At 69.5% G+C, this 26,363-nt stretch carries 18 protein-coding genes and 1 tRNA gene; 11 read left to right on the plus strand and 8 right to left on the minus strand.

What is annotated here, in order from left to right; all coding sequences use genetic code 11:
* Positions 1-27 precede the first annotated feature (27 nt).
* The 5 genes from trxA to ACX938_RS11535 all read right to left on the minus strand — a co-directional run bounded on the left by trxA (position 28) and on the right by ACX938_RS11535 (position 5,245).
* A complete protein-coding gene (gene trxA, locus ACX938_RS11515) occupies positions 28-939 on the minus strand; it encodes a thioredoxin (RefSeq protein ID WP_459431156.1) in 912 nt (303 codons plus the stop codon).
* 93 nt (positions 940-1,032) lie between these two features.
* Positions 1,033-1,821 carry an exodeoxyribonuclease III gene (locus tag ACX938_RS11520; protein ID WP_459431157.1) on the minus strand — a complete coding sequence of 263 codons (789 nt, stop codon included), beginning with the start codon at positions 1,819-1,821 and terminating at the stop codon, positions 1,033-1,035.
* Positions 1,822-2,060: 239 nt separating this feature from the next.
* Entirely contained in the window at positions 2,061-3,086 is a 1,026-nt protein-coding gene (locus tag ACX938_RS11525) for a succinylglutamate desuccinylase/aspartoacylase family protein (RefSeq protein WP_459431158.1), read from the minus strand.
* A 69-nt stretch (positions 3,087-3,155) separates the two neighbouring features.
* Positions 3,156-4,430, minus strand: a complete 1,275-nt coding sequence (locus ACX938_RS11530) for a multidrug effflux MFS transporter (protein WP_459431159.1) — start codon at positions 4,428-4,430, stop codon at positions 3,156-3,158.
* A gap of 161 nt (positions 4,431-4,591) precedes the next feature.
* On the minus strand, positions 4,592-5,245 hold the full coding sequence (locus ACX938_RS11535) for a peroxiredoxin (protein WP_232753871.1): 654 nt from the start codon (positions 5,243-5,245) through the stop codon (positions 4,592-4,594).
* 144 nt (positions 5,246-5,389) lie between these two features.
* Here ACX938_RS11535 and ACX938_RS11540 point away from each other — a divergent pair, with 144 nt between their 5' ends.
* Complete coding sequence (locus ACX938_RS11540) at positions 5,390-6,835, plus strand: aldehyde dehydrogenase family protein (protein ID WP_459431160.1); 1,446 nt, start codon at positions 5,390-5,392, stop codon at positions 6,833-6,835.
* A 116-nt stretch (positions 6,836-6,951) separates the two neighbouring features.
* Here the strand turns inward: ACX938_RS11540 and ACX938_RS11545 are convergent, their stop codons facing one another.
* Together ACX938_RS11545 and ACX938_RS11550 are read right to left on the minus strand one after the other, a co-directional pair.
* Positions 6,952-7,626 carry a GntR family transcriptional regulator gene (locus tag ACX938_RS11545; RefSeq protein ID WP_232753873.1) on the minus strand — a complete coding sequence of 225 codons (675 nt, stop codon included), beginning with the start codon at positions 7,624-7,626 and terminating at the stop codon, positions 6,952-6,954.
* A gap of 236 nt (positions 7,627-7,862) precedes the next feature.
* Positions 7,863-8,567: a M48 family metallopeptidase gene (locus ACX938_RS11550; protein WP_459431161.1), complete on the minus strand. Its 705-nt coding sequence runs from the start codon at positions 8,565-8,567 to the stop codon at positions 7,863-7,865.
* Positions 8,568-8,683: 116 nt separating this feature from the next.
* Here ACX938_RS11550 and ACX938_RS11555 point away from each other — a divergent pair, with 116 nt between their 5' ends.
* The 5 genes from ACX938_RS11555 to ACX938_RS11575 all read left to right on the plus strand — a co-directional run bounded on the left by ACX938_RS11555 (position 8,684) and on the right by ACX938_RS11575 (position 16,728).
* Positions 8,684-9,007 carry a TIGR02300 family protein gene (locus ACX938_RS11555; RefSeq protein ID WP_232753875.1) on the plus strand — a complete coding sequence of 108 codons (324 nt, stop codon included), beginning with the start codon at positions 8,684-8,686 and terminating at the stop codon, positions 9,005-9,007.
* Between the two features lie 101 nt (positions 9,008-9,108).
* Positions 9,109-9,184: transfer RNA gene (locus tag ACX938_RS11560), tRNA-Ala, on the plus strand.
* Positions 9,185-10,316: 1,132 nt separating this feature from the next.
* A complete protein-coding gene (locus tag ACX938_RS11565) occupies positions 10,317-12,764 on the plus strand; it encodes a mechanosensitive ion channel domain-containing protein (RefSeq protein WP_459431162.1) in 2,448 nt (815 codons plus the stop codon).
* Between the two features lie 194 nt (positions 12,765-12,958).
* Positions 12,959-15,850, plus strand: coding sequence for an error-prone DNA polymerase (locus ACX938_RS11570; protein ID WP_459431163.1), 2,892 nt, complete (start codon positions 12,959-12,961; stop codon positions 15,848-15,850).
* A gap of 515 nt (positions 15,851-16,365) precedes the next feature.
* Positions 16,366-16,728 (plus strand): antibiotic biosynthesis monooxygenase family protein, encoded by a 363-nt coding sequence (locus tag ACX938_RS11575; protein ID WP_459431164.1) that lies wholly within the window; start codon positions 16,366-16,368, stop codon positions 16,726-16,728.
* Between the two features lie 38 nt (positions 16,729-16,766).
* Here ACX938_RS11575 and ACX938_RS11580 read toward each other — a convergent pair whose 3' ends face one another.
* Positions 16,767-17,570, minus strand: a complete 804-nt coding sequence (locus tag ACX938_RS11580; RefSeq protein ID WP_459431165.1) for an undecaprenyl-diphosphate phosphatase — start codon at positions 17,568-17,570, stop codon at positions 16,767-16,769.
* 225 nt (positions 17,571-17,795) lie between these two features.
* Between ACX938_RS11580 and ACX938_RS11585 the strand changes: the two genes are divergently transcribed.
* The 5 genes from ACX938_RS11585 (at position 17,796) to fzlA (ending at position 25,883) form a co-directional block, all read left to right on the plus strand.
* The gene (locus ACX938_RS11585) at positions 17,796-19,232 is read left to right on the plus strand and encodes an NAD(P)-dependent oxidoreductase (protein ID WP_459431166.1); all 1,437 of its coding nucleotides are present in this window, start codon (positions 17,796-17,798) and stop codon (positions 19,230-19,232) included.
* On the plus strand, positions 19,229-19,687 hold the full coding sequence (locus ACX938_RS11590) for a GFA family protein (RefSeq protein ID WP_459431167.1): 459 nt from the start codon (positions 19,229-19,231) through the stop codon (positions 19,685-19,687). The genes ACX938_RS11585 and ACX938_RS11590 overlap by 4 nt, the downstream gene beginning before the upstream one ends.
* Complete coding sequence (gltB, locus tag ACX938_RS11595) at positions 19,684-24,222, plus strand: glutamate synthase large subunit (protein WP_459431168.1); 4,539 nt, start codon at positions 19,684-19,686, stop codon at positions 24,220-24,222. The genes ACX938_RS11590 and gltB overlap by 4 nt, the downstream gene beginning before the upstream one ends.
* Before the next feature lie 169 nt (positions 24,223-24,391).
* Positions 24,392-25,117, plus strand: a complete 726-nt coding sequence (mtgA, locus tag ACX938_RS11600) for a monofunctional biosynthetic peptidoglycan transglycosylase (RefSeq protein WP_459431169.1) — start codon at positions 24,392-24,394, stop codon at positions 25,115-25,117.
* A gap of 100 nt (positions 25,118-25,217) precedes the next feature.
* Positions 25,218-25,883, plus strand: coding sequence for an FtsZ-binding protein FzlA (gene fzlA / locus ACX938_RS11605; RefSeq protein ID WP_232753884.1), 666 nt, complete (start codon positions 25,218-25,220; stop codon positions 25,881-25,883).
* Positions 25,884-26,363 lie beyond the last annotated feature (480 nt).

The following is a 26,363-nucleotide window of genomic DNA, read 5'->3' on the forward strand; positions in this document are numbered from 1 at the left end:
GAGGGTTCAGCTAGCGTCCCGGGCGCCTCAGGCAAATATCATCGAGGTGAGTTTCCGGCGGCCGTTCAGAACGATCGGATCGCTGGGCTTGAGCGCGTCGAAGATGGTGAAGAGCTGCTGCTTCGCGGCGCCCTCGTTCCACTCGCGGTCGCGGCGGAACAGCTCGAGAAGCTGGTCCACGGCCTCTTCGGTGCGCCCGCCCGCGTGCAGCGCCTGGGCGAGGTCGAAGCGCGCCTGGTGATCGGCGGGGTCCGCGGCGACCTTGGCCTCGAGCTCGGCGATCGGCCCGGCCTGTTCGGCCTGGCGCGCCAGTTCGATCTGGGCGCGGGCGGCCTCGATCTCGGCGGCCTCGGAAATCTCGGCCGGGGCGCCGTTCAGGATCGCCTCGGCCTGGTCCGGATCCCCCGCCGCCAGCGCGATGCGCGCCAGCCCGCCGTAGGCGGCGGCGTTGTTCGGGTCCTCGCCGATCACCGCCTGGAAGATCTGCTGGGCGTCCTCGAGCTGGCCGGCCTCGATCATCTCGTCGGCCGCGGCCAGCGCATCGTCTAGCCCGCCCGAAGTGTCGCCGCCGCCCATCTTGGCGAGCTGCTCGACGAACTGCTTCACCTGGCTCTCGGGCACCGCGCCCTGGAAGCCGTCGACCGGCTGGCCCTTGTGGAAGGCATAGACCGTCGGGATCGACTGGATACGCAGCTGGCCGGCGATCTGCTGGGCCTCGTCGACATTGACCTTGGCCATCTTGACCGCGCCGCGCTGGGCGCGCACCGCCGCCTCGATCTGCGGGCCGAGGGTCTTGCAGGGGCCGCACCAGGGCGCCCAGAAGTCGACGATGACCGGCACCTCCTGGCTGGCCTCGATGACCTCTTTCATGAAGTCCTGTTCGGCGACGTCCTTGATGATGTCGGCGTCGTTCTGGGCGGTCGTTCCGAGCTCGATCATGGGGCGTTGCTCCCTCTTCGTCGGCGGTGAATCCAATGGCAGCTAGATGGCGCTCGCGGCGCCGTGATGCAAGGGCGGGTCTGCGCGCGTCCCTCAGAGGTCGAAGCTGGCGAAGACCGGCGCGTGGTCCGAGGGCTGCTCCCAGCCGCGCACCGGGCGCAGGATGCGGCTGCCATGGGCCGCCCCGGCGATGTCCGGCGTGGCCCAGATGTGGTCGAGCCTCCGGCCCTTGTCGGCGGCGTCCCAATCGGGCGAGCGGTAGGACCACCAGGAGTAAAGCTGCCCCTCGGGGATGTCGGCGCGGGTGACGTCGACCCAGCCGCCGGCCTCCTGGGCGGCGCCCAGGTGCTCGACCTCGACGGGGGTGTGCGAGACCACCTTGAGCATCTTCTTGTGGGACCAGACGTCGTCCTCGCGGGGGGCGATGTTCAGATCGCCCACCAGGATCGCGCGCTCGGGGCGCTCGGCCCGGAACCAGTCGCGCATCTCGGTAAGGTAATCGAGCTTCTGGCCGAATTTCTCGTTCACTTCGCGGTCGGGTTTGTCGCCGCCCGCGGGGACGTAGAAATTATGGATGGTGGTGCCGTCCTCGAGCCGCCCGGCGACGTGGCGGGCGTGGCCGAGCGCGGCGAAATCCTTGTCGCCGGCATCCTCGATCGGCAGTTTCGACAGGATCGCGACGCCGTTGTAGCCCTTCTGACCGCGGGCGACCATGTGCTGGTAGCCGAGCTCGCGGAAGCGCTCCATGGGGATCTTCTCGACCGGGCTCTTGCACTCCTGCAGGCAGAGGATGTCGGGCGCTTCCTCGGTCAGGAGCCGCGCGACGAGGCCCTCGCGCAGGCGCACGGAGTTGATGTTCCAGGTGGCGAGCGTGAAGGGCATGGGGTCTCTCTCCTGTCGGGCGGGCCCGGTCTGGCGCATCGCCGGGGCCATGGCAAGGGGCGGGTGGCGGTGTGGTCTGCCTGCGGCTGGTGGTTGGGCTGCGGGCGGTGGTGGTGGCGGTTGGCCTGGCGGTGGGCTTTCGTCGCGCCGTTTGTGGCGTGCCGTCGGTCCGATCAGGCGCTGCGGCTGGCGGTGTGCTGTCGGTCGGAGCGCGTCGAGCGTCAGCGCCCCGCCCAGGCTCAGATGATCTCGTCCTCGTCGTAGAGCGCGGGCACGTCGAGGTGGTCGGCCATGGCGTCGGGCTCCACCGGGCGGGCCGGGGTGGCGACGTGGAAGCAGGCGTCGCCCTCGTTCACCACCGGCAGGTTGGTGCGCCCGATCACCACGCCGCTGGCGGGCGCCGGGATCTCGGCGTCGACATGGCCGAAGGGGTCCGAGATGATGCCGATGGTCTCGCCGTCCTCGACCCAGTCGCCCGCCGCCTTCAGCGTCCTGAGAAGCCCGCCCGAAGGCGCCCGCGCCCAGGTCGAGGCCTTGCAGAAGACCGAGGCGCCCCGCGCCTTCGGCACCCCGCGCGCCGAGATCATGCCCAGGTGGTTCAGCACCCGCAGGATGCCCGCGACGCCCGCGCGCGCGGCGGTCTCGTCGAAGCGCAGCCCCTCGCCCGCCTCATAGAGAAGGACGTCGACCCCGGCCTCGTCGGCGGCTTCGCGCAGGGAGCCCTCGCGCACCCGGGAGGTCATGGTGACCGGCGCGGCGAAGGCCTGGCCCAGCTCGGCCAACCGGGGATCGTTGGGCGTCAGGCGGATCTGCGGCAGGTTGGTGCGCCCGACCGCGGCGGAATGCAGGTCGATGCCGACGTCGCAGCGGGTGACGATCTCGGTCAGGAAGATGTCGGCGAGCCGCGCGGCGAGCGAGCCCTCGGCATGGCCCGGGAAGGAGCGGTTCAGGTCGCGGCGGTCGGGCAGGTAGCGCGACTGGTTCAGGAAGCCGAAGGTATTGACCACCGGCACCGCGATCAGCGTGCCCGCGAGCCGCGACAAGGGCTGGGCGCGCAACAGGCGGCGGACGATCTCGACGCCGATCACCTCGTCGCCGTGGATCGCGGCGGAGACGAAGACCGTGGGGCCGGGGCGGCGGCCGTGGATCACCTCGGCCGAAAGCGTCACCGGCGTGTGGTCGGAGAGGACCGAGACCGGCAGGTTCACCGTGGCGCGGGTGCCGGGGGCGACGCGGGTCTCGCCGATGACGAAGTCCTGGGTCATGCTGCTCTCGCTTGCTTGGGCGGCTCGCGCCCCGCGATACGCTGCGGGGCGGGCCTGGGCAACCGCCGCTCAGGCGCGGCGGCGCTGGTAGAGGCCCCATCCCTCGGCATAGGCGGCCAGCGTCAGCGCGATCACGCCCAGGACCGCGAAGCCCGCGAACATCGGCAGCACCGTGCCGTCATAGAGAAGCCCCAGGCAGGCGCCGATGATGCCGCCGCCCAGCGTCTGGATCGTGCCCAGCACCGCCGAGGCGGTGCCCGCGACCTGGCCCAGCTCTTCCATGGCAAGCGCGTTGAAGTTCGCCGGGATGAAGCCGAAGAAGCAGAACTGCGGGATCAGGAGCACCAGGAACAGCGCGAAGGGCGTGGCGCCGCCCCAGCTCCAGGCGAGGACGAGGTGCAGCGCGCCCAGCGCGGCGAAACCGGTCAGCGCCCCGTGGCTCAGACGCCGGGTGCCGAAGATCCGCACCAGCCGCGAGTTGGCGAAGCTCGAGACCGCCATGAAACAGGCGACCAGCGCGAAGTAGAGCGTGAACTCCGGCCCGATCTCGTAGACCTCGGTGTAGATCTGCTCGGCCTGGCTGACGAAGGAGAAGAGCACCCCGAAGAAGGCGCCGGTGGCCAGCGTGTAGCCGAAGGCGCGGCGGTTGGTGAAGATCAGGCGGAAGGCCTCGAAGACGCGGCGGCCGGTCAGCTCGCGGCGGTCCTCCTCGCGCAGGGTCTCGGGCAGGCGGAACCAGGTCCAGACCAGCGCCGCGAAGCCGAAGAGGAACATCGCCAGCGCCAGCACCCGCCAGCTGCCGAAAAGCAGGATGCCCGAGCCGATGTTGGGCGCCAGGACCGGCATGACCATGAAGACCATCATCACCAGCGACATGACCGAGGCCATGGCCTCGCCCTTGAAGCGGTCGCGCACCACCGACAACGCCACGACCCGCGTCGAGGCCGCCCCGAGCCCCTGTACGAAGCGCAGCGCCAGGAGCGCGCCGAAGGTGGGCGCGAAGGCGGCCAGAACGGCGGCGACACAGTAGATCCCGAGGCCCGTGAACAATACGGGGCGTCGCCCGAAGCGGTCGGACAGCGGGCCGTAGATCATCTGCGCCCCGCCGAAGCCCACCACATAGGCGCCGATCACCAGCTGGCGGGCGTTCTCGCTCTCGACGTTCAGCGCCGCGCCGATCTCGGAGAGGCCGGGGATGTAGATGTCGATCGCGGCGGCGTTCAGCGCCATGAGGAAGGCGACCATGGCCACGAACTCCCAGTAGGGAATCCGCTCCGCCGCCGAGGTCGGGCGGCGGTTGTGCGGGGTGGTCGCGGCCGAAGGCGAAACAGCGGGATGGGGCATCAGGGACAAACCAAAGGTCGGATCAGAAAAGCAAAGGGCCCGGCGTGGCATCCACACCGGGCCCGTCTGCCTTATCTATGCCGAACCTCCGCGGTTCAATGCCGCGAAGAGCGCGCCTGCGCAGACCGGCCCCGGTCTGAGCGCACATCCGGCGCGCGGGATCACTCGGGCAGCTTGGCCATCCGCAGGTAGGGCAGCACGGTCTGATACTGGCCGAAGCGCTCGCGGGCGTCCTCGTCGCTGACCGTCGCGGGGATCACCACGTCCTCGCCCACCGACCAGTTGGCCGGGGTCGCGACGGTATGGGTCGCGGCGGTCTGCAGCCCGTCGAGGGCGCGCAGCACCTCGGCGAAGTTGCGGCCGACGTTCATCGGGTAGGTCATCGACAGCTTCAGCTGCTTGTCCGGCCCGATGATGAAGACCGCGCGCACCGTGGCGGTGTCGTTGGGGGTGCGGCCGTCGGGCAGATAGGCCTCGGCGGGCAGCATGCCGAAGGCCTTGGAGACCTCGAGCCCGCTGTCGGCGATGATCGGGAAGGCGGGGTCGGCGCCGCCGGCCTTCTCGATGTCCTTCTTCCAGGACTTGTGCTCCTCGACGCCGTCGACGGAGACGCCGATGACCTTGACGCCGCGCTTGTCCCATTCGTCCTTGAGCTGGGCCACGGCGCCGAACTCGGTGGTGCAGACGGGGGTGAAGTCCTTGGGGTGCGAGAAGAGGATCGCCCAGCTGTCGCCGACCCACTCGTGCAGGCTGAAGGAGCCGAGGTCGGTCTCGACGGTGAGATCGGGGATCGTTTCGTTGATGCGCAGGGACATGAGGACCTCCTATCGGGGTGTGACGCCTTCTACCTAATGGGAAGCGCGGGCCATTGCATCCCCTCGGGCGCGGTATCATTCTCATGCCGAAGATGATCAAATTTCGCGCCGCCCCCGGGGGCGGCCCGAGCCGGGGGAAAGACCATGATCGACAAGCGCGAGTTCTACATCGACGGGGCCTGGACGGCGCCGAAAGAGGGGCGCGACCACGCCGTGGTCGACCCCGCCACCGAAGAGCCCTTTGCCACCATCTCGCTGGGCGGCCAGGCCGACACCGATGCCGCGGTGGCCGCCGCGCGGGCGGCGCTGCCGGGCTGGATGGCGACCCCGCCGGCCGAGCGCATCGCCGCGGTCGAGCGGCTCGCCGCCGCCTACCAGGAGCGCACCGAGGACCTCGCCCAGGCGATGAGCCGCGAGATGGGCGCCCCGATCGACCTGGCGCGCAAGAGCCAGGCCATGGCCGGGGCCTTCCACCTGAAGAACTTCATCCGCGCCGCCAAGGACTTTGCCTGGGAGGCGCCGCTCGGCGATCACGCGCCGAACGACCGGATCATCCACGAGGCGGTGGGCGTCTGCGCGCTGATCACGCCCTGGAACTGGCCGATGAACCAGATCACCCTGAAGGTCGGCGCGGCGGCGGTCGCGGGCAACACCATGGTGCTGAAACCCTCCGAGGAAAGCCCGCTCTCGGCGATGATCTTCGCCGAATGCATCGAAGCGGCGGGCTTCCCCGAGGGTGTCTTCAACCTGGTCAACGGCGACGGCGCGGGCGTGGGCTCTCAGCTCTCGGCGCATCCCGATGTCGACATGGTCAGCTTCACCGGCTCGACCCGCGCCGGGCGACTGATCTCCATCGCCGCGGCGGACACGCTGAAGCGCGTGCACCTCGAGCTCGGCGGCAAGGGCGCGAACCTGATCTTCGCCGATGCCGACGACAAGGCGGTGAAGCGCGGCGTCTTGCACATGATGCAGAACACCGGCCAGAGCTGTAACGCGCCCTCGCGGATGATGGTCGAGGCGGGCATCTACGACCGCGTCGTCGAAGAGGCCGCCGAGGTCGCGGGCAAGGTCACGGTCGGGCCTTCCTCCGAGGAGGGGCGGCACATCGGCCCGGTGGTGAACCGCACCCAGTGGGACAAGATCCAGGGCCTGATCCAGACCGGCATCGACGAGGGCGCGCGGCTGGTCGCCGGGGGCCCCGGCCTGCCCGAGGGCGTGAACAAGGGCTACTACGTGCGCCCGACGGTCTTCGCCGATGTCACCCCCGAGATGACCATCGCGCAGGAGGAGATCTTCGGTCCGGTCCTGTCGATCATGCGCTTCGAGGACGAGGCCGAGGCGCTGCGGATCGCCAATGACACGCCCTACGGGCTGACCAACTACGTGCAGACCCAGGACGGCGCGCGGCGCAACCGGCTGGCGCGCGGGCTGCGCTCGGGCATGGTCGAGATGAACGGCGAAAGCCGCGGGCCCGGTTCGCCCTTCGGCGGCATGAAGATGTCCGGCAACGGCCGCGAAGGCGGGCCCTGGGGCATCCATGACTTCGTGGAAGTGAAGGCCGTGGCTGGCTGGGATCCCGAGGCGGCTTGAGCCGGAGCGGCAGTCAAAATGAAGAACCCCCGGCGGCACCGCTGGGGGTTTTTTGTTTGGCGGGGGGGAGCGAGCCGGGCCTCGCTCGGCGGGTTCGCGTCAGGAGAGCCGCCCGCTCAGGCGACCAGCATCTTCAGCCCCTGCGTCACGTCCGACCGCACCGCGAGCCGCAGCGAGGGCTCGTCGCCCGCCTTCAGCGCGGCGATGATCAGCCGGTGGTATTGCGGCGCCTCGGTGCGCCTGAGCCGCGCGTAAAGCGCCCGCATCGTCGGGCCGAGCTGCAGCCAGACGGTCTCGGCCATGGCCAGCATGGCCGGCGCCTGGGCGCGCAGGTAGAGCGTGCGGTGAAACTCGAGGTTGGTGCGGATGTAGCCCACCGCGTCGCGGTTCGAGACCACGTCCGAGATCGCGCTGTTGATGGTCTGGAGCCGGTCGATCAGCGCGATATGGGCGCGGGGCAGGGCGCGGGAGGCCAGTTCCACCTCGATCAGCGCGCGCAGGGCGGCGAGCTCCTCGATCCGCTCCGAAGTCAGCTCGGGCGTGCCGATCCGCCCCGAGGCCGACATCGAGAGCGCGCCTTCCGCGACCAGCCGGTTCACCGCCTCGCGGGCGGGCGTCATGGAGACGCCGAACTCGCGCCCGATGCCGCGCAGGGTCAGGGGCTCGCCCGGGGCCATCTGGCCGAACATGATGCGCGAGCGCAGCCCGCGGTAGACGCGGTCATGCGCCGAAGGCGCGGCCTCGGCGACGCGGGGGGCGGTCACGGGCCCGGGGCGGGGTGTCGATAACATGGGCCAGATGTGTGATCACAAATGCCGCCGCGGTCAATCGGGAAAGCTTCGGGTGAGGTGGTGGAGGGTAGGGTGCATAGAGGTGGAGGGGGGGGCGTAATGTGCCGCTCTTCTTTAGGGCGCGTGACCTGTGAGCTGCGCACGGCTCTTCGCGTTAGGCCCCCGAGCTTCGGCGTGTCCCAGCCGCCCCATCAGCGAAACGGACCGGCCCCCGGGCAAGACGTGGGCACAGCCCCTCAGTCCGCGTCCCCCGCCTCGAAGCGGTAGCGGTGCAGCCCGGTCCCGTGCCGCCGCAGCCAGTCGCGCGGGGCCGACCAATCGCCGTAGAGCCGCGTGACCAGCGCCCAGAACCGCCGCGAATGGTTCATCTCCTGCAGATGCGCCACCTCGTGCGCGGCCACGTAGTCCAGCACCTCCGGCGGCGCGAGGATCAGCCGCCAGGAATAGGACAGCGCCCCCTCCGAGGAGCAGGAGCCCCAGCGCGAGCGCGTGTCCCTGAGCGTGATCCGGCTGTAGTCCCGCCCGAGGCTGCGCGCGTGCCGGTCCGAGGCCTCGGCCAGCCGCTCGCGCGCCAGGGTCTTCAGGAAGCCCAGGGCGCGCGGGGCGATTCGCGCCTCGGGCCCGGGCACCAGCAGTGCGCCCTCGTGCAAAGTGACCCGCCGCCCGGTGCCGGGAGTGATGAGACGCGGGCGTCCCTCGATCGGCAGTTCGGCCCCGGGGCCGATCGCCACCGGCGCCTCCTGCCGGGCCAGGTGACCGCGCAGCCAGTCCTCCTTTTCGCGCAGGAAGGCCAGGCCCTCGCGCTCGGGCACGCGCGCGGGCAGGGTCAGCGTCACCCGCCCGTCGATGCCCGACATCCTGAGCGAGATCCGCCGCGCGCGCTTGGAACGGCGCAGCGTGACCGCGATGGGCGGGTTGCCGGCAAGTTCGATCACACCCATATGGGCCTCTGACAGATGCAGCGGGGCGCGCGTGTCAAAGCCTTTGACACCGCCCGGGCCTTATGGCAGGTGCCCCGAATTGTCCGCAAGAACGACGAGATTGAAAGGGACTTCGCATGGCGAAGGAAGAATGGGGCGTCAAACGGGTCTGCCCGACGACCGGCAAGCGGTTCTACGACCTGAACCAGGATCCGGTGATCAGCCCTTACACGGGTGAGGTCGTCGAGGTCGAGACCGGCAAGCGCAGCATGATCGCCGCGGATTCCGCCGATGGTGCGAGCCGCAAGTCCAAGTCGAAGAAATCCGAAGAGACCGAGTCGACCGAGGACGATGATGTCGATGTCGACCTGGGCGACGACGACGTTCTGGACGACGACGAGGACGACGACAACGTCTCGCTGGACGAGATCGCGGACGTCTCCGAGAACGACGACGACTGATCCGGGCGGGCCTTGGCGAAAAGGGAAATTTTCCCCTTGAACCCCCAGGGCCCACTCGATATCTGACGCGACACACGGCCTCGAGGGGCCGCGTCAGGAACGGGGCCTTAGCTCAGCTGGGAGAGCGCCTGCATGGCATGCAGGAGGTCAGGGGTTCGATCCCCCTAGGCTCCACCAATCTCCTCTTGTCGGAGGGATGGGAACCGCCCTTGGGGGCGGTTTTTTGTTTTGGGGGTGGTGGTTTGGCGTGTGGATGGTGCGGGGTCGTGGTGTCGCGCAAATCCGTTCGACTCCTGTAGCGACACGTCATCTTCCGACGTTTCCCACCTCTCTGCGACCTCCCACCGTCAGCCACCCAAAGCCCCTCCTTTGCGCCCAAACAGCACCGAAGGTGCCACGCAGAGACCCAAGCGACCTCTTGTGTCCGAACGGCACCTAAGAGGCCACGCAGGGTCCAAAGCGCCTCCTTGCGTCCGAACAGCACCGAAGAGGCCTCGCCGGGTCCAAAGCCGCTTCTTGCGCCCGAATAGCACCGAAGGTGCCGGGCGCGCGCCGGACCGGCCCCTTGGGCCGGCGCTCCTTGGGGTGGCGTGCCTAGTTCGTCGTTAGCCCTGACCTTGCTGGGATAAAGCGCGCAGCTCGGAGGTCGGCAGCGCCGGCCCCCGGTCCGGAGCGCGCCCTCTGTTGCGCTGGGTTGTGAGGGGGAGAAGGGCGGCGCACCCGGGTCATGGGGTCGGGTCTTTCTTCTCGGGATGTGGGGCCCCGGAAGCGTCGAGCGATTGGCCGGCATTGCTGAGCGCGGTTGAGTCACCGGTTCCGAACCAGCCGCCGTGGCCTTTGAGCCTGCCGATCCCGCTTCGAACCACCCGATCCCGCTTGCACCTACCGGAGCCCGCTCCGATTAGCCGGCATTCAAGCCGCCCTGAACCAACCACCGAGGCTTTTTTACCAACCACCCGAGCCCGCTCCGATGCGCCGGCCTTCTCGCCACCCGAGCCCGCTCCGATCCGCCGACCTTCGCTCCACGCCACCCCAGGCGCTCCGAGCCAAGGGACCGGCTCCAAACCACACACCCCACACCGACATCCCACTGCTCCCAACCCAATCCCCCGACGCCACCCCAAGCGCTCCAAGCCAAGGGACCGCGCTCCAAACCCACCGCCCGCACCCCACTCCCCCGTGAACACCCCGGGAACACAACCGACTACTTGGTTGTTATGGGCCAAACCTTGCGCGATACCATCCCCTCGGCGGCCCCGGCCTTCGGGGCCGTTTTGCCGTCGTAAGGACCAGTAACGAGGGACCGTCGATGACCCGAAGCATCTTTGCCACGCTCGCCCGCCGGGTGCTGCCGCTGCAGCTCCTGGCGCTGAGCTTCCTGGCCCTTGTCGTGGCCGTCACCCCCGCCCAGGCGCCTGCGCAGGACAGCGCCGCCTCCGGCCAGGCCGCCGAGGGCGCCGAAGCCGAAGGAGCCGAAGGGGCCGCCGCCGAGGCCCCCTTTGCCATCGAGGCGCTCCTGCAGGTGCTGACCGACGAGGAGGCCCGCCAGACCCTGATCGCCGAGCTCGAGCGCATCGTCTCGGGCGAGGCCAGCCTCGAAACCGGCACGGAAACCGCCGCTGCCGAGACCGCCGAGGAAGAGGCCCCCAGCGCCTCGATCGGCGCCCGGGTGGCCGAGTTCACCCAGGATGCCGCCCAGGGCATCGCCGGCAACGTGCTGGGGCTCTATGAGCGAGTGACCAGCGGCGAGACGGTGCTCGACGGGCTCTCGGGCGACGAGATCGCGGTGCTGCTGGAGGCCTTCCAGGCGCTGATCCTGGTCATCGTCGTCACGGTTGCGGTCTACCTGCTGCTCCGGCGGATGCTGGTGCCGCTCTACTCGCGGATGGGCCAGCGCGCCGAAGAGGCCAATGCGCTCCGCACGGTCTTCATCTTCATAGAGTCGCTGCTCCTGGACATCCTGACGGTCATCGCGGCCTGGGGCATCGGCTATGTCATCGCCGTCACGCTTCTGGGCGACGCAGGGCAGGTCGGCTTCCGCCAGGCGCTCTATCTCAACGCCTTCCTGCTGGTCGAACTGGTCAAGGTCGCGGTCCGGGCGATCATCTCGCCGGCCAGCGGCGGGCTGCGGCTGGTCAATGTCGCCAACCGCGCGGCGGTCTCGCTCAACCGGCATGTGAACCTCGTGGTCAGCGTGCTGGGCTACGGGCAGCTGCTGATCGTGCCGATCGTGAACCGCAACGCCTCGCTGGCGGCGGGCACGGCGGTCTCGGCGATCCTGTCGATCGTGGTCCTGGCCTATCTCGTGGTGGTGGTGATCCGCAGCCGCGACGGCGTGGCCAACTGGATCGCGCGCCGGATCATGGCGCAGGACGCCGCCCCCGAGGAAGACGAGGACCCGCGCGCGCCGAAGCAGCGGCTGGGCGGCACGCTCGGCACGCTGACGCGCACCTGGCACTGGTTCGTGCTGGCCTACCTGGCCTTCATGGTCGCGGTGGTGCTGTCGCAGCCCAACGAGGTGGTCTTCGACTACATCCTGGGCTCGGCCAAGGTCTTCGCCGCGGTGCTCGTGGGCTCGGTCATCGTCGGCGCCATCGGCGGCTGGCTGCGCGAGGGCATCCACCTGCCCTCGGACCTGAGCAGCCGCCTGCCGCTTCTCGAGGACCGGCTGAACCGCATCGTGCCGAAGCTGCTGATCGGGCTGCGCGTGGTCGTCGCCCTGGCGGTGGTGCTCTACGCGGTGGACGCCATCGGGCTGCTGAACATCGGCGGCTGGCTGTCGAGCGACCTGGGCATCGAGGCCTCGGGGCGGCTTGTCTCGGTGGTGCTGATCCTGGCCGTGGCGGGGCTGATCTGGCTCGCCATGAACTCCTGGGTCGACTACCGGCTCAGCCCGGACACCGGCAAGGTGCCGACCTCGCGCGAGACGACGCTGCTGACGCTGATGCGCAACGCGGCCACCATCGTGCTGATCGTGCTGACGCTGATGTTCGCCCTGGCCGAGATCGGCATCAACATCGGGCCGCTCCTGGCCTCGGCCGGTGTGCTTGGCCTGGCCATCGGTTTCGGTGCCCAGAAGATGGTGCAGGACATCATCACCGGCGTCTTCATCCAGTTCGAGAACGCGATGAACGTGGGCGACGTGGTGACCGTGGGCGGGACCACCGGCGTGGTCGAGAAGCTGACCGTGCGCTCGGTCAGCCTGCGCGACCTGCAGGGGACCTATCACATCATCCCCTTCTCCTCGGTCGACATGGTGTCGAACTTCATGCGCGATTTCTCCTACTTCGTCTGCGACATGGGCATCGCCTACCGCGAGGACATCGAAGAGGCGAAACAGGCGATGTTCGACGGCTTCGCCGAGCTGCGCGAGGATCCCGACCAGAACGCGCTGATCCTCGGCGACCTGGAGTGGTTCGGCCTGAACTCCTTCGGCGACAGCGCCGTGGTGCTGCGGGCGCGGATCAAGACCGTGCCGGGCAGCCAGTGGGGCGTCGGCCGGGCCTACAACGGCATCCTCAAGCGGATCTTCGACGAGCGCGGGATCGAGATTCCCTTCCCGCACCAGACGATCTTCTTCGGCGAGGCCAAGGACGGGCGCACCCAGGCGCTGCGCCTGCGCAAGGCCGGCGACGAGGAGATCGAGGGCAGCGTCCAGGAAGAGCCGACCCCGGCCGAGAGCGCCGAGAGCGGCAAGCGTCCGACCCAGGACGCCCCGCCGGACGAGGAAGGCCCGGAGGGCGACCCGGGCCGCTGAGCCGGTCACAGGCTCTTGCCAGTGAAAAAGATCAGGCGCCGCCCCTCGGGGCGGCGTCTGGCGTTTCGGGGGCGGCGCTAGTGGTGCGGTGCCCCCTCGCGCGACGCGACGGCAGGGGCCGCACCCGCGGGGCTGTGACTTCCATGTAGAACAAAATAGGAACATAATGCCCTGTCGAAAGCGAGTCGCCCCCGATGTCCGTCGAACTGAGCATCACCTCGAACTTCACCTTCCTGACCGGCGCCTCCCACCCGGAGGAATACATGGAGCGCGCCGCCCTCGAAGGGCTGGAGGCCATCGCCCTGGCCGATGAGAACTCGGTCGCGGGCATCGTGCGCGCCTTCCAGCGCCGCCGCGAGATCGCCCGCATCCAGGCCGAACGCGCCGAGGCCGAGGCGCGCGACGGCCCGATCGGCCCGCCCGCGCCGCCGGGCGCGCCCGCCGCGCCCTCGCTGTCGCTGACGAACCTGCCGCGGCTCATCCCCGCCGCCCGGCTGGTCTTCTCGGACGGGGTGGAGCTGACCGCGCTGGCCGCCAGCCGCGCGGGCTGGGCGCGGCTCTGCCGGCTGATCTCAAGGGGGCGGCTCCGGGCGGTGAAGGGCGCCTGCGAGCTGCGCCTGGCCGACCTGATGGAGGGCGCCGAGGGGCTGGAGCTCTTGCTCTCGGGGCCGGAGCCCGCGGAGGAGCCGCGCTGGCGCCCGCTGGCCCGCCGGCTCGCCGCGCGCTTTCCCGACCGGCTGCACCTGGTGCTGGCGCCGCGCTACGACGGGCGCGACGCGGCGCGCTTCGACCGGCTGGCGGGGCTCGCGGCGGAACTGGCGCTGCCGACCCTGGCCAGCGCCCGGCCGATCATGCACCACGGCCGCCGCCGCAAGCTCGCCGACGTGCTGACCGCGGTGCGTCAGGGCGTGCGGGTCGACGACCTAGGCCGCATGGCGCTGGCCAACGGCGAGCAGCGCCTGCGCTCGGAGCCCGAGATGCGCCGGCTGCTGGGCGCCCATGGGCCCGCGCTCGACCGCGCGGCGGATCTGGCCCGGCGCTGCGACTTCGACCTCGGGACGCTGCGCTACGAATACCCCTCGGAGATCGCCGAGGGCGAGACCGCCGACGCGCGGCTGGCGCGGCTGGCGCGCGCGGGCCTGGCCTGGCGCTACCCGGGCGGCGCGCCCCAGCGGGTGCGCGACCTTCTCGAACACGAGCTGGCGCTGATCCGGCAGCTCGCCTATGCGCCTTATTTCCTGACCGTGCGCGACATCGTGGCCTTCGCCCGCTCGCGCGACATCCTCTGCCAGGGGCGCGGCTCGGCGGCGAACTCGGTGGTCTGCTACTGCCTCGGCGTGACCTCGGTCAGCCCCGAGATCGGCACCATGGTCTTCGAGCGCTTCGTCTCCGAGGCCCGCGACGAGCCGCCCGACATCGACGTCGACTTCGAGCACGAGCGCCGCGAGGAGGTGATCCAGCACATCTACGAGCGCTACGGCCGCCACCGCGCAGGCCTCTGCGCCACGGTGATCCACTACCGCGGCAAGCGCGCGATCCGCGAGGTCGGCGCCGCCATGGGGCTCAGCCAGGACACCATCGGGGCGCTCTCCTCGCAGCTCTGGGGGTTCTTCTCGACCAGCGGCATGGAGGAGGCGCGGATGCGCGAGATCGGGCTCGACCCGGCCGATCCGCGGCTGCGGCTGACGCTCGAGCTGATCCAGGAGATCATCGGCTTCCCGCGCCACCTCAGCCAGCACGTCGGCGGTTTCGTCATCACAGAGGGGCGGCTCGACGAGCTGGTCCCGGTGGAGAACGCCAGCATGGAGGACCGCACGGTCATCTGCTGGGACAAGGACGACATCGACGCGCTGGGCATCCTCAAGGTCGACGTGCTGTCGCTGGGCATGCTGACCTGCATCCGCAAGGCCTTCGACCTGGTGGCACGGCACCACGGCGCCCGGCACAGCCTGGCGACCCTGCCGCCCGAGGACCCCAAGGTCTACGACATGCTCTGCCGGGCCGATTCCGTCGGGGTCTTCCAGGTCGAGAGCCGGGCGCAGATGAACTTCCTGCCGCGGATGAAGCCGCGCTGCTTCTACGACCTGGTGATCGAGGTGGCGATCATCCGCCCCGGGCCGATCCAGGGCGACATGGTGCATCCCTACATCCGCCGCCGCAACGGCGAGGAACAGGTGAGCTTTCCCTCCGACGCCCTGGGCGAGGTGCTGGGCAAGACCCTGGGGGTGCCGCTCTTCCAGGAGCAGGCCATGCAGATCGCCATCATCGGCGCGGGCTTCACCCCTTCGGAGGCCGACCGCCTGCGCCGGGCGCTCGCCACCTTCAAGAAGCTCGGCCACGTGGGCGACTTCCGCGAGCGCTTCCTGCGCGGCATGGCGCGGAACGGCTACGCGCGGGAGTTCGCGGAGCGCTGCTTCAGCCAGATCGAGGGCTTCGGCTCCTACGGCTTTCCCGAAAGCCATGCGGCGAGCTTCGCGCTTTTGGTCTATGCCTCGGCCTGGCTGAAGTGCCATCACCCCGGGATCTTCGCCTGCGCGCTGCTGAACGCCCAGCCCATGGGCTTCTACGCCCCCGCCCAGATCGTCCGCGACGCCCGCGAGCACGGCGTCGAGGTGCGTCCGGTGGCGATCAACGAGAGCTACTGGGACAACGTCATGGAGCCCGACGGCCAAGGCGGGCTGGCGCTGCGGCTGGGGTTCCGCCAGATCAAGGGCCTGGCCGAGGAGGACGCGGTCTGGCTGACCGCCGCGCGCGGCAACGGCTACCGCTCGGTGCGCGACGTCTGGCGCCGGGCCGGGCTGGGCGCGCGGGTGCTGACCCGGCTGGCCGAGGCGGATGTCTTCGCCGGGCTGGCGCTCAGCCGCCGCGACGCGCTCTGGGAGGCGCGGGCGCTGTCCGAGACCGGCGAGCTGCCGCTTTTTGCCGGCGACATGGAGGGCGAGGCGATCCGCGAGCCCGCGGCGGTCCTGCCCGCGATGACCGAGGGCGAGGAGGTGGTCGAGGATTACGTCGCCATGCGCCTCACCCTGCGCCGCCACCCGGTGGCGCTCCTGCGCCATATCCTGACGCCGGGGCGGGCGGCGTGAGTTCGGGGGGGGATCGCCCGGGCCCGGCATCGAGCCGGCCCCGGGCGACCGAGAGGCGCTGCCTCTCGGGCTCTCCGGAGTATTTTCGGCCCGGTCATGCATGAAGCGGGGCGGGGCGCGGGTTGGTTGGTGTGGCGCGTTGGGCCCGATGGGGCGCGGGGGGATCGCCCGGGGCCGGCATCGAGCCGGCCCCGGGCGACCGAGAGGCGCTGCCTCTCGGGCTCTCCGGAGTATTTCCGGCCCGGTCATGCATGAAGCGGGGCGGGGTGCGGGGTGGTTGGTGTGGCGTGTTAAGCCCGATGTGGCGTGGGGGGATCGCCCGGGGCCGGCATCGAGCCGGCCCCGGGGCGACCGAGAGGCGCTGCCTCTCGGGCTCTCCGGAGTATTTTCGGCCCGGTCATGCATGAAGAGGGGTGGGGCGCGGGGTGGTGATTGTGGCGCGTCATGCCTGAGGGGGAGGGGCGTTTTGCCCGGGGCGCGGTTGCGGTAGGAGGGCGCGCGAGGAGGAGGACGCCATGATCGCCATCATTTTCGAAGTCATCCCGGCCGAGGGGCGCCGGGCGGAGTATCTCGACATCGCGGCCGAGATGCGGCCCATGGTCGAGGAGGTGGAGGGCTTCCTCTCGGTCGAGCGCTTCCAGAGCCTGACCAACCCCGAGAAGCTCCTGTCGATCTCCTTTTTCGAGGACGAAGAGGCGGTGGCGCGCTGGCGCCGGCTGGCGGCGCATCGCGGCGCCCAGGGCAAGGGGCGCGCGGGGGTCTTCTCGGACTACCGGCTGCGGGTGGCGCATGTGTTGCGCGACTACGGGATGTTCGACCGGGACGAGGCGCCGGAGGACAGCCGGGAGGTCTTCGGGGCGGAGGGCCCGGAGGGCTAGGGCGCGCGGCGGGCCTTGGCCGCGTGCAGGGGGGCGCGTCAGCTGTAGGCGTAGACCAGGAGGCCCGCGCCGAGGATCACCCGGTAGATCACGTAAGGCGTGAAGCTCAGCGTGTTCAGAAGCCGCATCATCAGCGCCAGGGCCGCCAGCGCGGCGAGGAAGGCCAGGAGCGCCGCAATCCCCGCGTCGCCCCAGGGGAAGGCGCCGGGGGCGACCAGGGCTTCGATCCCCAGAAGCCCGCCCGAGGCCAGGATCGTCGGGATCGACATCAGCATCGCCAGCCGCGCCGCGTCGTGGCGGGCGTAGCCGAGCTGCCGGGCGCCGGTGATGGTGATGCCCGCCCGCGAGGTGCCGGGGATCAGCGCCAGCACCTGCCAGAGGCCTAGGACCACCGCGTGGCGCAGGGTCCAGGCCTCGGCGGCGCGGGTCTCGGGGCCGGTGCGGTCGGCCCAGTAGAGCACCAGCCCAAAGCCCAGCATCGCCCAGCCGATCACCGCGACCGAGCGCAGCGCCGCGTCGAGCCCGGTGGCATGCAGCACCAGGCCCACCAGCATCACCGGCAGGGTGGCGACCAGGAGGCAGAGCGCGAGGAAGGCGCCGCGGGTGTCGATCCGCCCGCGCAGGAGCCGGAGCGTGCCCGCGAGCGCCACCCGCACATCGGCCCAGAAATAGAGGATCACCGCCCCGAGCGTGCCGACATGCACCGCCACGTCGAGCGCGAGCCCCTGGTCCTCGGCCCCGGTGAGGCCGGGCAGCAGGATCAGATGGCCCGAGGAGGAGATCGGCAGGAACTCGGTGATGCCCTGAATCAGGGCCAGAATGACAAGGTGAAACAGCGACATGGGGCGGAAATCCAAGAAGAAATAGGTCGTGAGATCCTGCTACCGCGCGGGGATCGTCCAAGGAAGCCGGAAAATATGTCGCAAATCGGACCTATTTTTGTGTCGCAAGGCCAGGCGCTTTTGCGGAAGCGGCGAAACTTTTGCGATATAGGTCAGCATGTGTTACTTTTCTTTTCCCGAGGCTGGCTATATGAGACCGCCAAGAGGGAATCCGAGGATATTGTCATGGCGAAGCAGCCGATGCTGAAATTCGTGTCCGTGGGGCGGGACATGCCCCAGAAGCGCACCGCCGAGGAGCGCGCCCGCGACTTTCAGGAGATCTACGCGGAATTTGCCGAGCGGAAGGCCGAGGAACAGGCCGGCCGCTGTTCGCAGTGCGGCGTGCCCTACTGCCAGTCGCATTGCCCGCTGCACAACAACATCCCCGACTGGCTCCGGCTGACCGCCGAGGGCCGCCTGCAGGAGGCCTACGAGATCTCCCAGGCCACCAATACCTTCCCCGAGATCTGCGGCCGCATCTGCCCGCAAGACCGGCTCTGCGAAGGCAATTGCGTGATCGAACAGTCGGGCCACGGCACCGTGACCATCGGCGCGGTGGAAAAGCACATCACCGACACCGCCTGGGAAGAAGGCTGGGTGCAGCCCATCGCGCCCGCCTCTGAGCGGCCCGAGAGCGTCGGCATCATCGGCGCGGGCCCGGGCGGCCTCGCGGCGGCGGACGTGCTGCGCCGCGCCGGCGTGCAGGTCACCGTCTACGACCGCCACGACCGCGCGGGCGGGCTGATGACCTATGGCATTCCGGGCTTCAAGCTCGAGAAGGAAGTGGTCATGCGCCGCAACGTGCAGCTCGAAGAGGGCGGCGTGACCTTCCAGCTCAACTGCGCGGTGGGCGAGGACATCACCTTCGCCGAGATCCGCGAAAAGCATGACGCGGTGATCATCGCCACCGGCGTCTACAAGAGCCGCGAGCTGCAGGGGCCGGGCTCCGGCGCGCCGGGCATCGTGCGCGCCATCGACTTCCTGACCGCCTCGAACCGGGCGGTGAACTTCGGTGACGACGTGCCGGAGTTCGAGAGCGGCGAATTGAACGCCAAGGGCAAGCGCGTGGTGGTCATCGGCGGCGGCGACACCGCCATGGACTGCGTGCGGACCTCGATCCGGCAGGGCGCGACCAGCGTGAAGTGCCTCTACCGCCGCGACCGGCAGAACATGCCCGGCTCGCAGCGCGAGGTCGCCAACGCCGAGGAAGAGGGCGTCCAGTTCGAATGGCTGACCGCGCCCAAGGGCTTCAAGGGCGAGCCGGTCAGCGCCGTGGTGGTGCAGAAGATGCGCCTCGGCGCGCCCGATGCCACCGGCCGCCAGAGCCCCGAGATCATCGAGGGCTCGGACTACGACGAGCCCGCAGACCTGGTGATCAAGGCGCTGGGCTTCGAGGCCGAGGCGCTGCCGACGCTCTGGGACACGCCCGAGCTGGAGGTGACCCGCTGGGGCACCGTGAAGGCCGAGTTCACCACCGGCGCGACCGCGCTGCCCGGCGTCTACGCCGTGGGCGACATCGTGCGCGGCGCGAGCCTGGTGGTCTGGGCGATCCGCGACGGCCGCGACTGCGCCGACGCGGTGCTGCGCCAGTTCGACGGCGCCGCGGCGGTGGCGGCCGAGTGAGCATCGAGGCCCAGGCCGGCACGACGCCCGACGCGCTGGTCGGGCGGTGCCTCTGCGGCGCGGTGACGATCCGCGTGGCGGCGCATGACCCCGAGCTGCGGGTCTGCCACTGCGCCATGTGCCGCCGCTGGACCGGCAGCCTCTACGCGATGTTCGCCGCCGGCCCCGAGGGGCTCGAGATCGACGGGCCGGTGACGCGCTACCGCAGCTCGGCCTTCTCGGAGCGGGCCTTCTGCGGGACCTGCGGCAGCCATCTCTGGCTACGCGACGACGGCGACGAGACTTATGAACTGATGCCGGGGCTTTTCGAGGCGGCGCGCGCCTTCCCCCTGGTGTCCGAGATTTCCACGGACCGCGCCATCGCCGCCCTGCGGCTGCCCGGCGCGCACACCCGCCACACGCGGTCCGAATACGAAGCATGTAACCCCTTCGTGTCAGAGGAGGATCTGCCATGACCAAATACGACGCAAACTGGGCCGCCGAAATGGAGGCCAAGCGCAAGTGGCTGGCCGAGAACGGTCTCTATTCCGAGGCCGAGGAACATTCCTCCTGCGGGGTGGGGCTGGTTGTCTCGCTCGACGGGACGCCCTCGCGGAAGGTGGTGGAATCCGGCATCTCGGCGCTGAAGGCGATCTGGCACCGGGGGGCCGTGGACGCCGACGGCAAGACCGGCGACGGCGCGGGCATCCACGTGCAGATCCCCGTCTCCTTCTTCTACGACCAGATCGAGCGCACCGGCCACACGCCGCGCAAGGACCAGCTCATGGCCGTCGGCCAGGTCTTCCTGCCGCGCACCGATTTCGGCGCCCAGGAGACCTGCCGGACCATCGTGGAGACCGAGGTCCTGCGCATGGGTTACTACATCTACGGCTGGCGCCACGTGCCGGTGACCGTCGACTGCCTGGGCGAGAAGGCCAATGCCACCCGCCCCGAGATCGAGCAGATCCTGATCTCCAACGCCCGCGGCGTGGACGAGGAGACCTTCGAGCGCGAGCTCTACGTCATCCGCCGCCGCATCGAGAAGGCCGCGGCGGCCGCCGGGGTGAACCAGCTCTACATCGCCTCGCTGTCCTGCCGGTCGATCATCTACAAGGGCATGATGCTCGCCCAGGACGTGGCCGAGTTCTATCCCGATCTGCAGGACGACCGCTTCGAGAGCGCCTTCGCGATCTACCACCAGCGCTATTCGACCAACACCTTCCCGCAGTGGTGGCTGGCCCAGCCCTTCCGGATGCTCGCCCATAACGGCGAGATCAACACGCTGAAGGGCAACACCAACTGGATGAAGAGCCACGAGATCCGCATGGCCTCGGCGACCTTCGGAGAGATGGCAGGCGACATCAAACCGATCATCGCCAACGGCGCCTCGGATTCGGCCGCGCTCGACGCGGTCTTCGAGGTGCTGGTGCGCGCGGGCCGCAACGCGCCCATGGCCAAGACCATGCTGGTGCCGGAGAGCTGGTCCAAGCAGGCCGAGGAACTGCCCCAGGCCTGGCGCGACATGTACTCCTACTGCAACTCGGTCATGGAGCCCTGGGACGGCCCGGCGGCGCTGGCCATGACCGACGGCCGCTGGGTCTGCGGCGGGCTCGACCGCAACGGCCTGCGCCCGATGCGCTATGTGGTGACCGGCGACGACCTGCTGATCGCGGGCTCCGAGGCGGGCATGGTGCCCACCGACGAGGCCACCGTGAAGGAGAAGGGCGCGCTTGGCCCCGGCCAGATGATCGCCGTCGACATGGCCGAGAAGAAGCTCTTCCACGACGTCGAGATCAAGAACAAGCTCGCCGCCGCCCAGCCCTTCGGCGATTGGGTCGGCAAGATCACCGAGCTCGACGAGCCGCTGAGCGGCGTGCAGGAGACGCCGCTGTTCGATGCGGGCGAGCTGCGCCGCCGCCAGATCGCCGCGGGCTACACCATCGAGGAGATCGAGCAGATCCTCGTGCCCATGGCCGAGGATGGCAAGGAAAGCGTCGCCTCAATGGGCGACGACACGCCCTCGGCGGTGCTGTCCAAGCGTTACCGCCCGCTGTCGCATTACTTCCGGCAGAACTTCAGCCAGGTGACCAATCCGCCGATCGACAGCCTGCGCGAGTTCCGCGTGATGTCGCTGAAGACGCGCTTCGGCAACCTCAAGAACGTGCTCGATGAAAGCTCGTCGCAGACCGAGATCCTGGTGCTCGACACGCCCTTCGTCGGCAATGCCCAGTTCGAGGAGCTGAAGACGCATTTCAACGCCGAGATGGTCGAGACCGACTGCACCTTCCCGACCGGCGGCGGGCGCGACACCCTGAAGGAGAACCTCGAGCGCATCCGCGCCGAGGCCGAGGACGCGGTGCGCTCGGGCGCGGGGCACATCACCCTGACCGATCACCGCGCCGACGAGGACAAGGTCGCCATGCCGATGATCCTCGCGACCAGCGCCGTGCACAGCCATCTGACCCGCAAGGGCCTGCGCACCTTCTGCTCGCTCAACGTGCGCTCGGCGGAATGCATCGACCCGCATTACTTCGCGGTGCTGATCGGCGCCGGCGCGACGGTGGTGAACCCCTATCTCGCCGAGGACACGATCGCCGACCGCATCCGCCGCGATCTGCTCGACGGCACGCTGACCGAGGCGATGCGCCGCTACCGCGACGCCATCGACCTGGGCGTGCTGAAGATCATGTCGAAGATGGGCATCTCGGTGGTCTCCTCCTACCGGGGCGGGCTCAACTTCGAGGCGGTGGGCCTCAGCCGCGCCATGTGCGCCGAGTATTTCCCCGGCATGATCAGCCGGATCTCGGGCATCGGCGTCTCGGGCATCCAGAAGAAGGTCGAGGAAATCCACGCGCTGGGCTTCCGCGGTGGCCGCGACGTCATGCCGATCGGCGGTTTCTACAAGGCCCGCAAGTCCGGCGAGACCCACGCCTGGGGCGCGCAGACCATGCACCTCATGCAGGCGGCCTGCGACCGCGCATCCTACGAGCTTTGGTCGCAGTTCTCCAAGGCGATGCGGGCAAACCCGCCGATCCACCTGCGCGACCTGCTGGACATCAAGCCGCTCGGCAAGCCGGTGCCCATCGAGGAGGTGGAAAGCATCACCTCGATCCGCAAGCGCTTCGTGACGCCGGGCATGTCGCTGGGGGCGCTGTCGCCTGAGGCGCACAGGACGCTCTCGATCGCGATGAACCGCATCGGCGCGAAGTCCGACAGCGGTGAGGGCGGCGAGGATCCCAAGGATTTCACCCCCGACACCAACGGCGACAACCGCTCGGCCAAGATCAAGCAGGTGGCCTCGGGCCGCTTCGGGGTCACGGCGGAATACCTGCTGAACTGCGAGGAGCTCGAGATCAAGGTGGCCCAGGGCGCCAAGCCCGGCGAGGGCGGCCAGCTTCCGGGCATGAAGGTCACCCAGCTGATCGCCAAGCTGCGCCATTCGACGCCCGGCGTGACGCTGATCTCGCCGCCGCCGCACCACGACATCTACTCGATCGAGGACCTGGCGCAGCTGATCTACGACCTCAAGCAGATCAACCCGCGCGCCAAGGTGACGGTGAAGCTGGTGGCCTCCTCCGGGGTCGGCACGATCGCCGCGGGCGTGGCCAAGGCCAAGGCCGACGTGATCCTGATCTCGGGGCACAACGGCGGCACCGGCGCCTCGCCGGCGACCTCGATCAAATACGCGGGCCTGCCCTGGGAGATGGGCCTGACCGAGGCGCACCAAGTCTTGTCGATGAACAACCTGCGCAGCCGCGTCACCCTGCGGACCGACGGCGGTCTGCGCACGGGCCGCGACATCGTCATGGCGGCGATGATGGGCGCCGAGGAATACGGCATCGGCACCGCCGCGCTCATTGCCATGGGCTGCATCATGGTCCGCCAGTGCCAGTCGAACACCTGCCCGGTGGGCGTCTGCACCCAGGACGATGACCTGCGCGAGAAGTTCACCGGCAATGCCGACAAGGTGGTGAACCTGATCACCTTCTACGCCCAGGAGGTGCGCGAGCTTCTGGCCCAGATCGGCGCGCGGTCGCTCGACGAGGTGATCGGCCGGGCCGACCTGCTGAGCCAGGTGAGCCGCGGGTCGGACCACCTCGACGACCTGGACCTGAACCCGCTTCTGATCCGGGTCGACGGCGCCGACGACGTGGTCTTCGACCGCAACGGTCCGCGCAACGAGGTCGACGACACGCTCGACGCCGAGATCGTGAAGGACGCTGCGCGCTTCCTGAACGACGGCGAGAAGATGCAGCTCTCCTACGCGGTGCAGAACACGCACCGAACCGTGGGCACGCGCACCTCGAGCCATATCGTCGAGCGCTTCGGCATGCGCAATTCGCTGCAGCCGAACCACCTGACGGTGAAGCTGACCGGCTCGGCCGGGCAGTCGCTCGGGGCCTTCGCGGCGCCGGGGCTGAAGATCGAGGTCTCGGGCGATGCCAACGACTACGTCGGCAAGGGGCTCTCGGGCGGCACCGTGGTGGTGCGTCCGCCCATGGCCTCGCCCCTGGTGGCCGCCGACAACACGATCATCGGCAACACCGTGCTTTACGGCGCGACGGCGGGCTACCTCTTCGCCGCGGGCCGGGCGGGCGAGCGCTTCGCCGTGCGGAACTCCGGCGCGCATGTGGTGGTCGAGGGCTGCGGCTCGAACGGCTGCGAATACATGACCGGCGGGGTCGCGGTGATCCTGGGCTCGATCGGCGCCAACTTCGGCGCGGGCATGACCGGCGGCATGGCCTATCTCTACGATCCCGAGGGCCGCGCGCCCGAGCTGATCAACATGGAGAGCCTGGTCGCCTGCCCGGTGAACACCGCCCATTGGGAGGCCGAGCTGAAAGGGCTGATCCAGCGCCACCAGGAAGAGACCGGCAGCCGCAAGGCCGCCGAGATCCTGCAGCACTGGGACGAGGAGAAGGCCCGCTTCCTGCAGGTCTGCCCGAAGGAGATGCTGGACAAGATCGAGCATCCGCTGGGCATCGAGGACCACGCCGTCCCGGCGGAGTGATCTGCGGGCGCGCCCTAGCGGGCGTGCGGTGAATTGAGCAAGGGGCCGCCTCGCCGGGGTGGCCCTTTTCGCTGGCGGGGCGGTCTTGGCCCGGCGACCCGAGGTCCTGGCCCGCGGTCCCGCGCCTTTTGCTTTGCCGCCCCCCGGCCCGCCCGGCTATGAGAGAGCCATGGCCAAGAAATCGAGCAAACCCAAAACCAAGACCAAGCCCGCCCGCCTGCGCCCCGGCCGGCTATTGCTGCGCTGGGGCCTGCGCGGGGTGCTCGCCCTGGCGGTGATCCTGGCGCTCGCCGTGGGGCTCTATCGAATCGTGCCGCCGCCGACGACGCCCTACATCATCGCCGAGGCCCGACGGCTCGACGGCGTGGCCCGCGACTGGGTCCCGGCCGAGCGCATCGCCCCGGTCATGCTGCGCGCCGCGGTGGCCGCCGAGGACGCGAATTTCTGCCGTCACTGGGGCTTCGACATGACCGCGATCCGCGACGCCATCGAGGAGGGCGGCAACCGCGGCGCCTCGACCATCTCCCAGCAGGTGGTGAAGAACGTCTACCTCTGGCACGGGCGCAGCTGGTCGCGGAAGGCGCTCGAGGCGGTGATCACCCCGGCGATCGAGGCGGTTTGGCCCAAGCGCCGCATCCTCGAGGTCTATCTGAACGTCGCCGAGTTCGACGAGGGCGTCTTCGGCGTCGAGGCCGCCGCCCGGCATTACTTCGGCGTCAGCGCCGCCGATCTGAGCCCGACCCAGGCTGCGCGGCTGGCCGCGATCCTGCCCGACCCCAAGGGCCGCTCCGCCGCCGACCCCTCGGGCGCGGTGCGCCGGCGCGCGGCCTCGATCCTCGACGGGGCGGCCACGATCGAGCGCGACGGCCGCGCGGCCTGTTTCGGGGCGGCGTAACCCCGCCCCGCGGTGCCTTGGGGGCCCTTGGATGGTTGAACAGCTTGGCCCGCAGGCGCTAGAGACAAGACGGATTTCAGGAAGCGTTTCGGACCCCTTCATGGCAAAGCTCTACCACGTGCCGCTGTCGCCCTTCTGCCGCAAGGTGCGGCTCAGCCTCGCCGAGAAACGGATCGAGGTCGAGCTGATCGAAGAGCGCTACTGGGAGAAGGATCCCGATTTCCTGCGCCGGAACCCGGCGGCCAAGGTGCCGATCCTGAAGATCGACGGCAAGACCATGGCCGAGAGCGCGGCGATCTGTGAGTGGATCGAGGAGAAGCACCCCGAGCCCGCGCTGCTGCCGCGCGGTGCGGACGCGCGCTACGAGGTGCGCCGGCTGGTCGGCTGGTTCGACGACAAGTTTCACAACGAGGTCACCTCCAAGCTGCTCTACGAGCGGGTGAACAAGAAGGTGATGAAGGCGGGCTTCCCGGACAGTTCCAACGTCAAGGCCGGGGCCAAGGCGATCAAGTATCACCTCGACTACATGGCCTGGCTGCTCGACCACCGCCGCTGGCTGGCGGGGGACGTGATGACGCTCGCCGATTTCGCCGCCGCCGCGCATCTCTCGGCGCTGGATTACATCTCGGACGTCGACTGGAACCGGCAGGCGGCGGTGAAGGACTGGTACGCGAAGATCAAGTCGCGGCCCGCCTTCCGCTCGATCCTCGCCGACCAGTTGCCCGGCTTCCCGCAGCCGCCGCATTATGCCGACCTCGATTTCTGATCCTGCGCCTCACGCGGTTTCGACGTGGGGTTTTGGTGGTTGGGTCTGTCCTCCTGGCTCTGGTTTTGGTTGCGCCCCACGCCTTCGGCGCGGGTCGCCCGAGCGGGGGCTCCGCCCCCGCACCCCCGGAGTATTTTTGGCCCGATCATGCCCGGGGGTGGGCATGGTTCCGGGGCGGCGAGTCGTCGGGTCTGCGCCGGATGGCCGTATTGATTTGGCCGAGCGCTTCTCAACTGAGCTGACCGCACGCTTTCCCTCGGCTCTAATCGCGCGCCTCTCCGATCGCGCACAAGGGTGTACATCGAATCGATCCGAACCCTCCCCCGGTCACGCCACGGGGTGTGCATCGGATCGAACGGAACACTCTCCCGATCACGCCAAGCGGTGCGCGTTGGAGCGACCCGAGCGCACCTCCGGTCACGCCAAGGGGTGCGCGTTGGATCACCCCGAACGCTCCCCCGATCGCACCATTGGGTGCGC

Source organism: Roseivivax sp. (assembly GCF_054552075.1).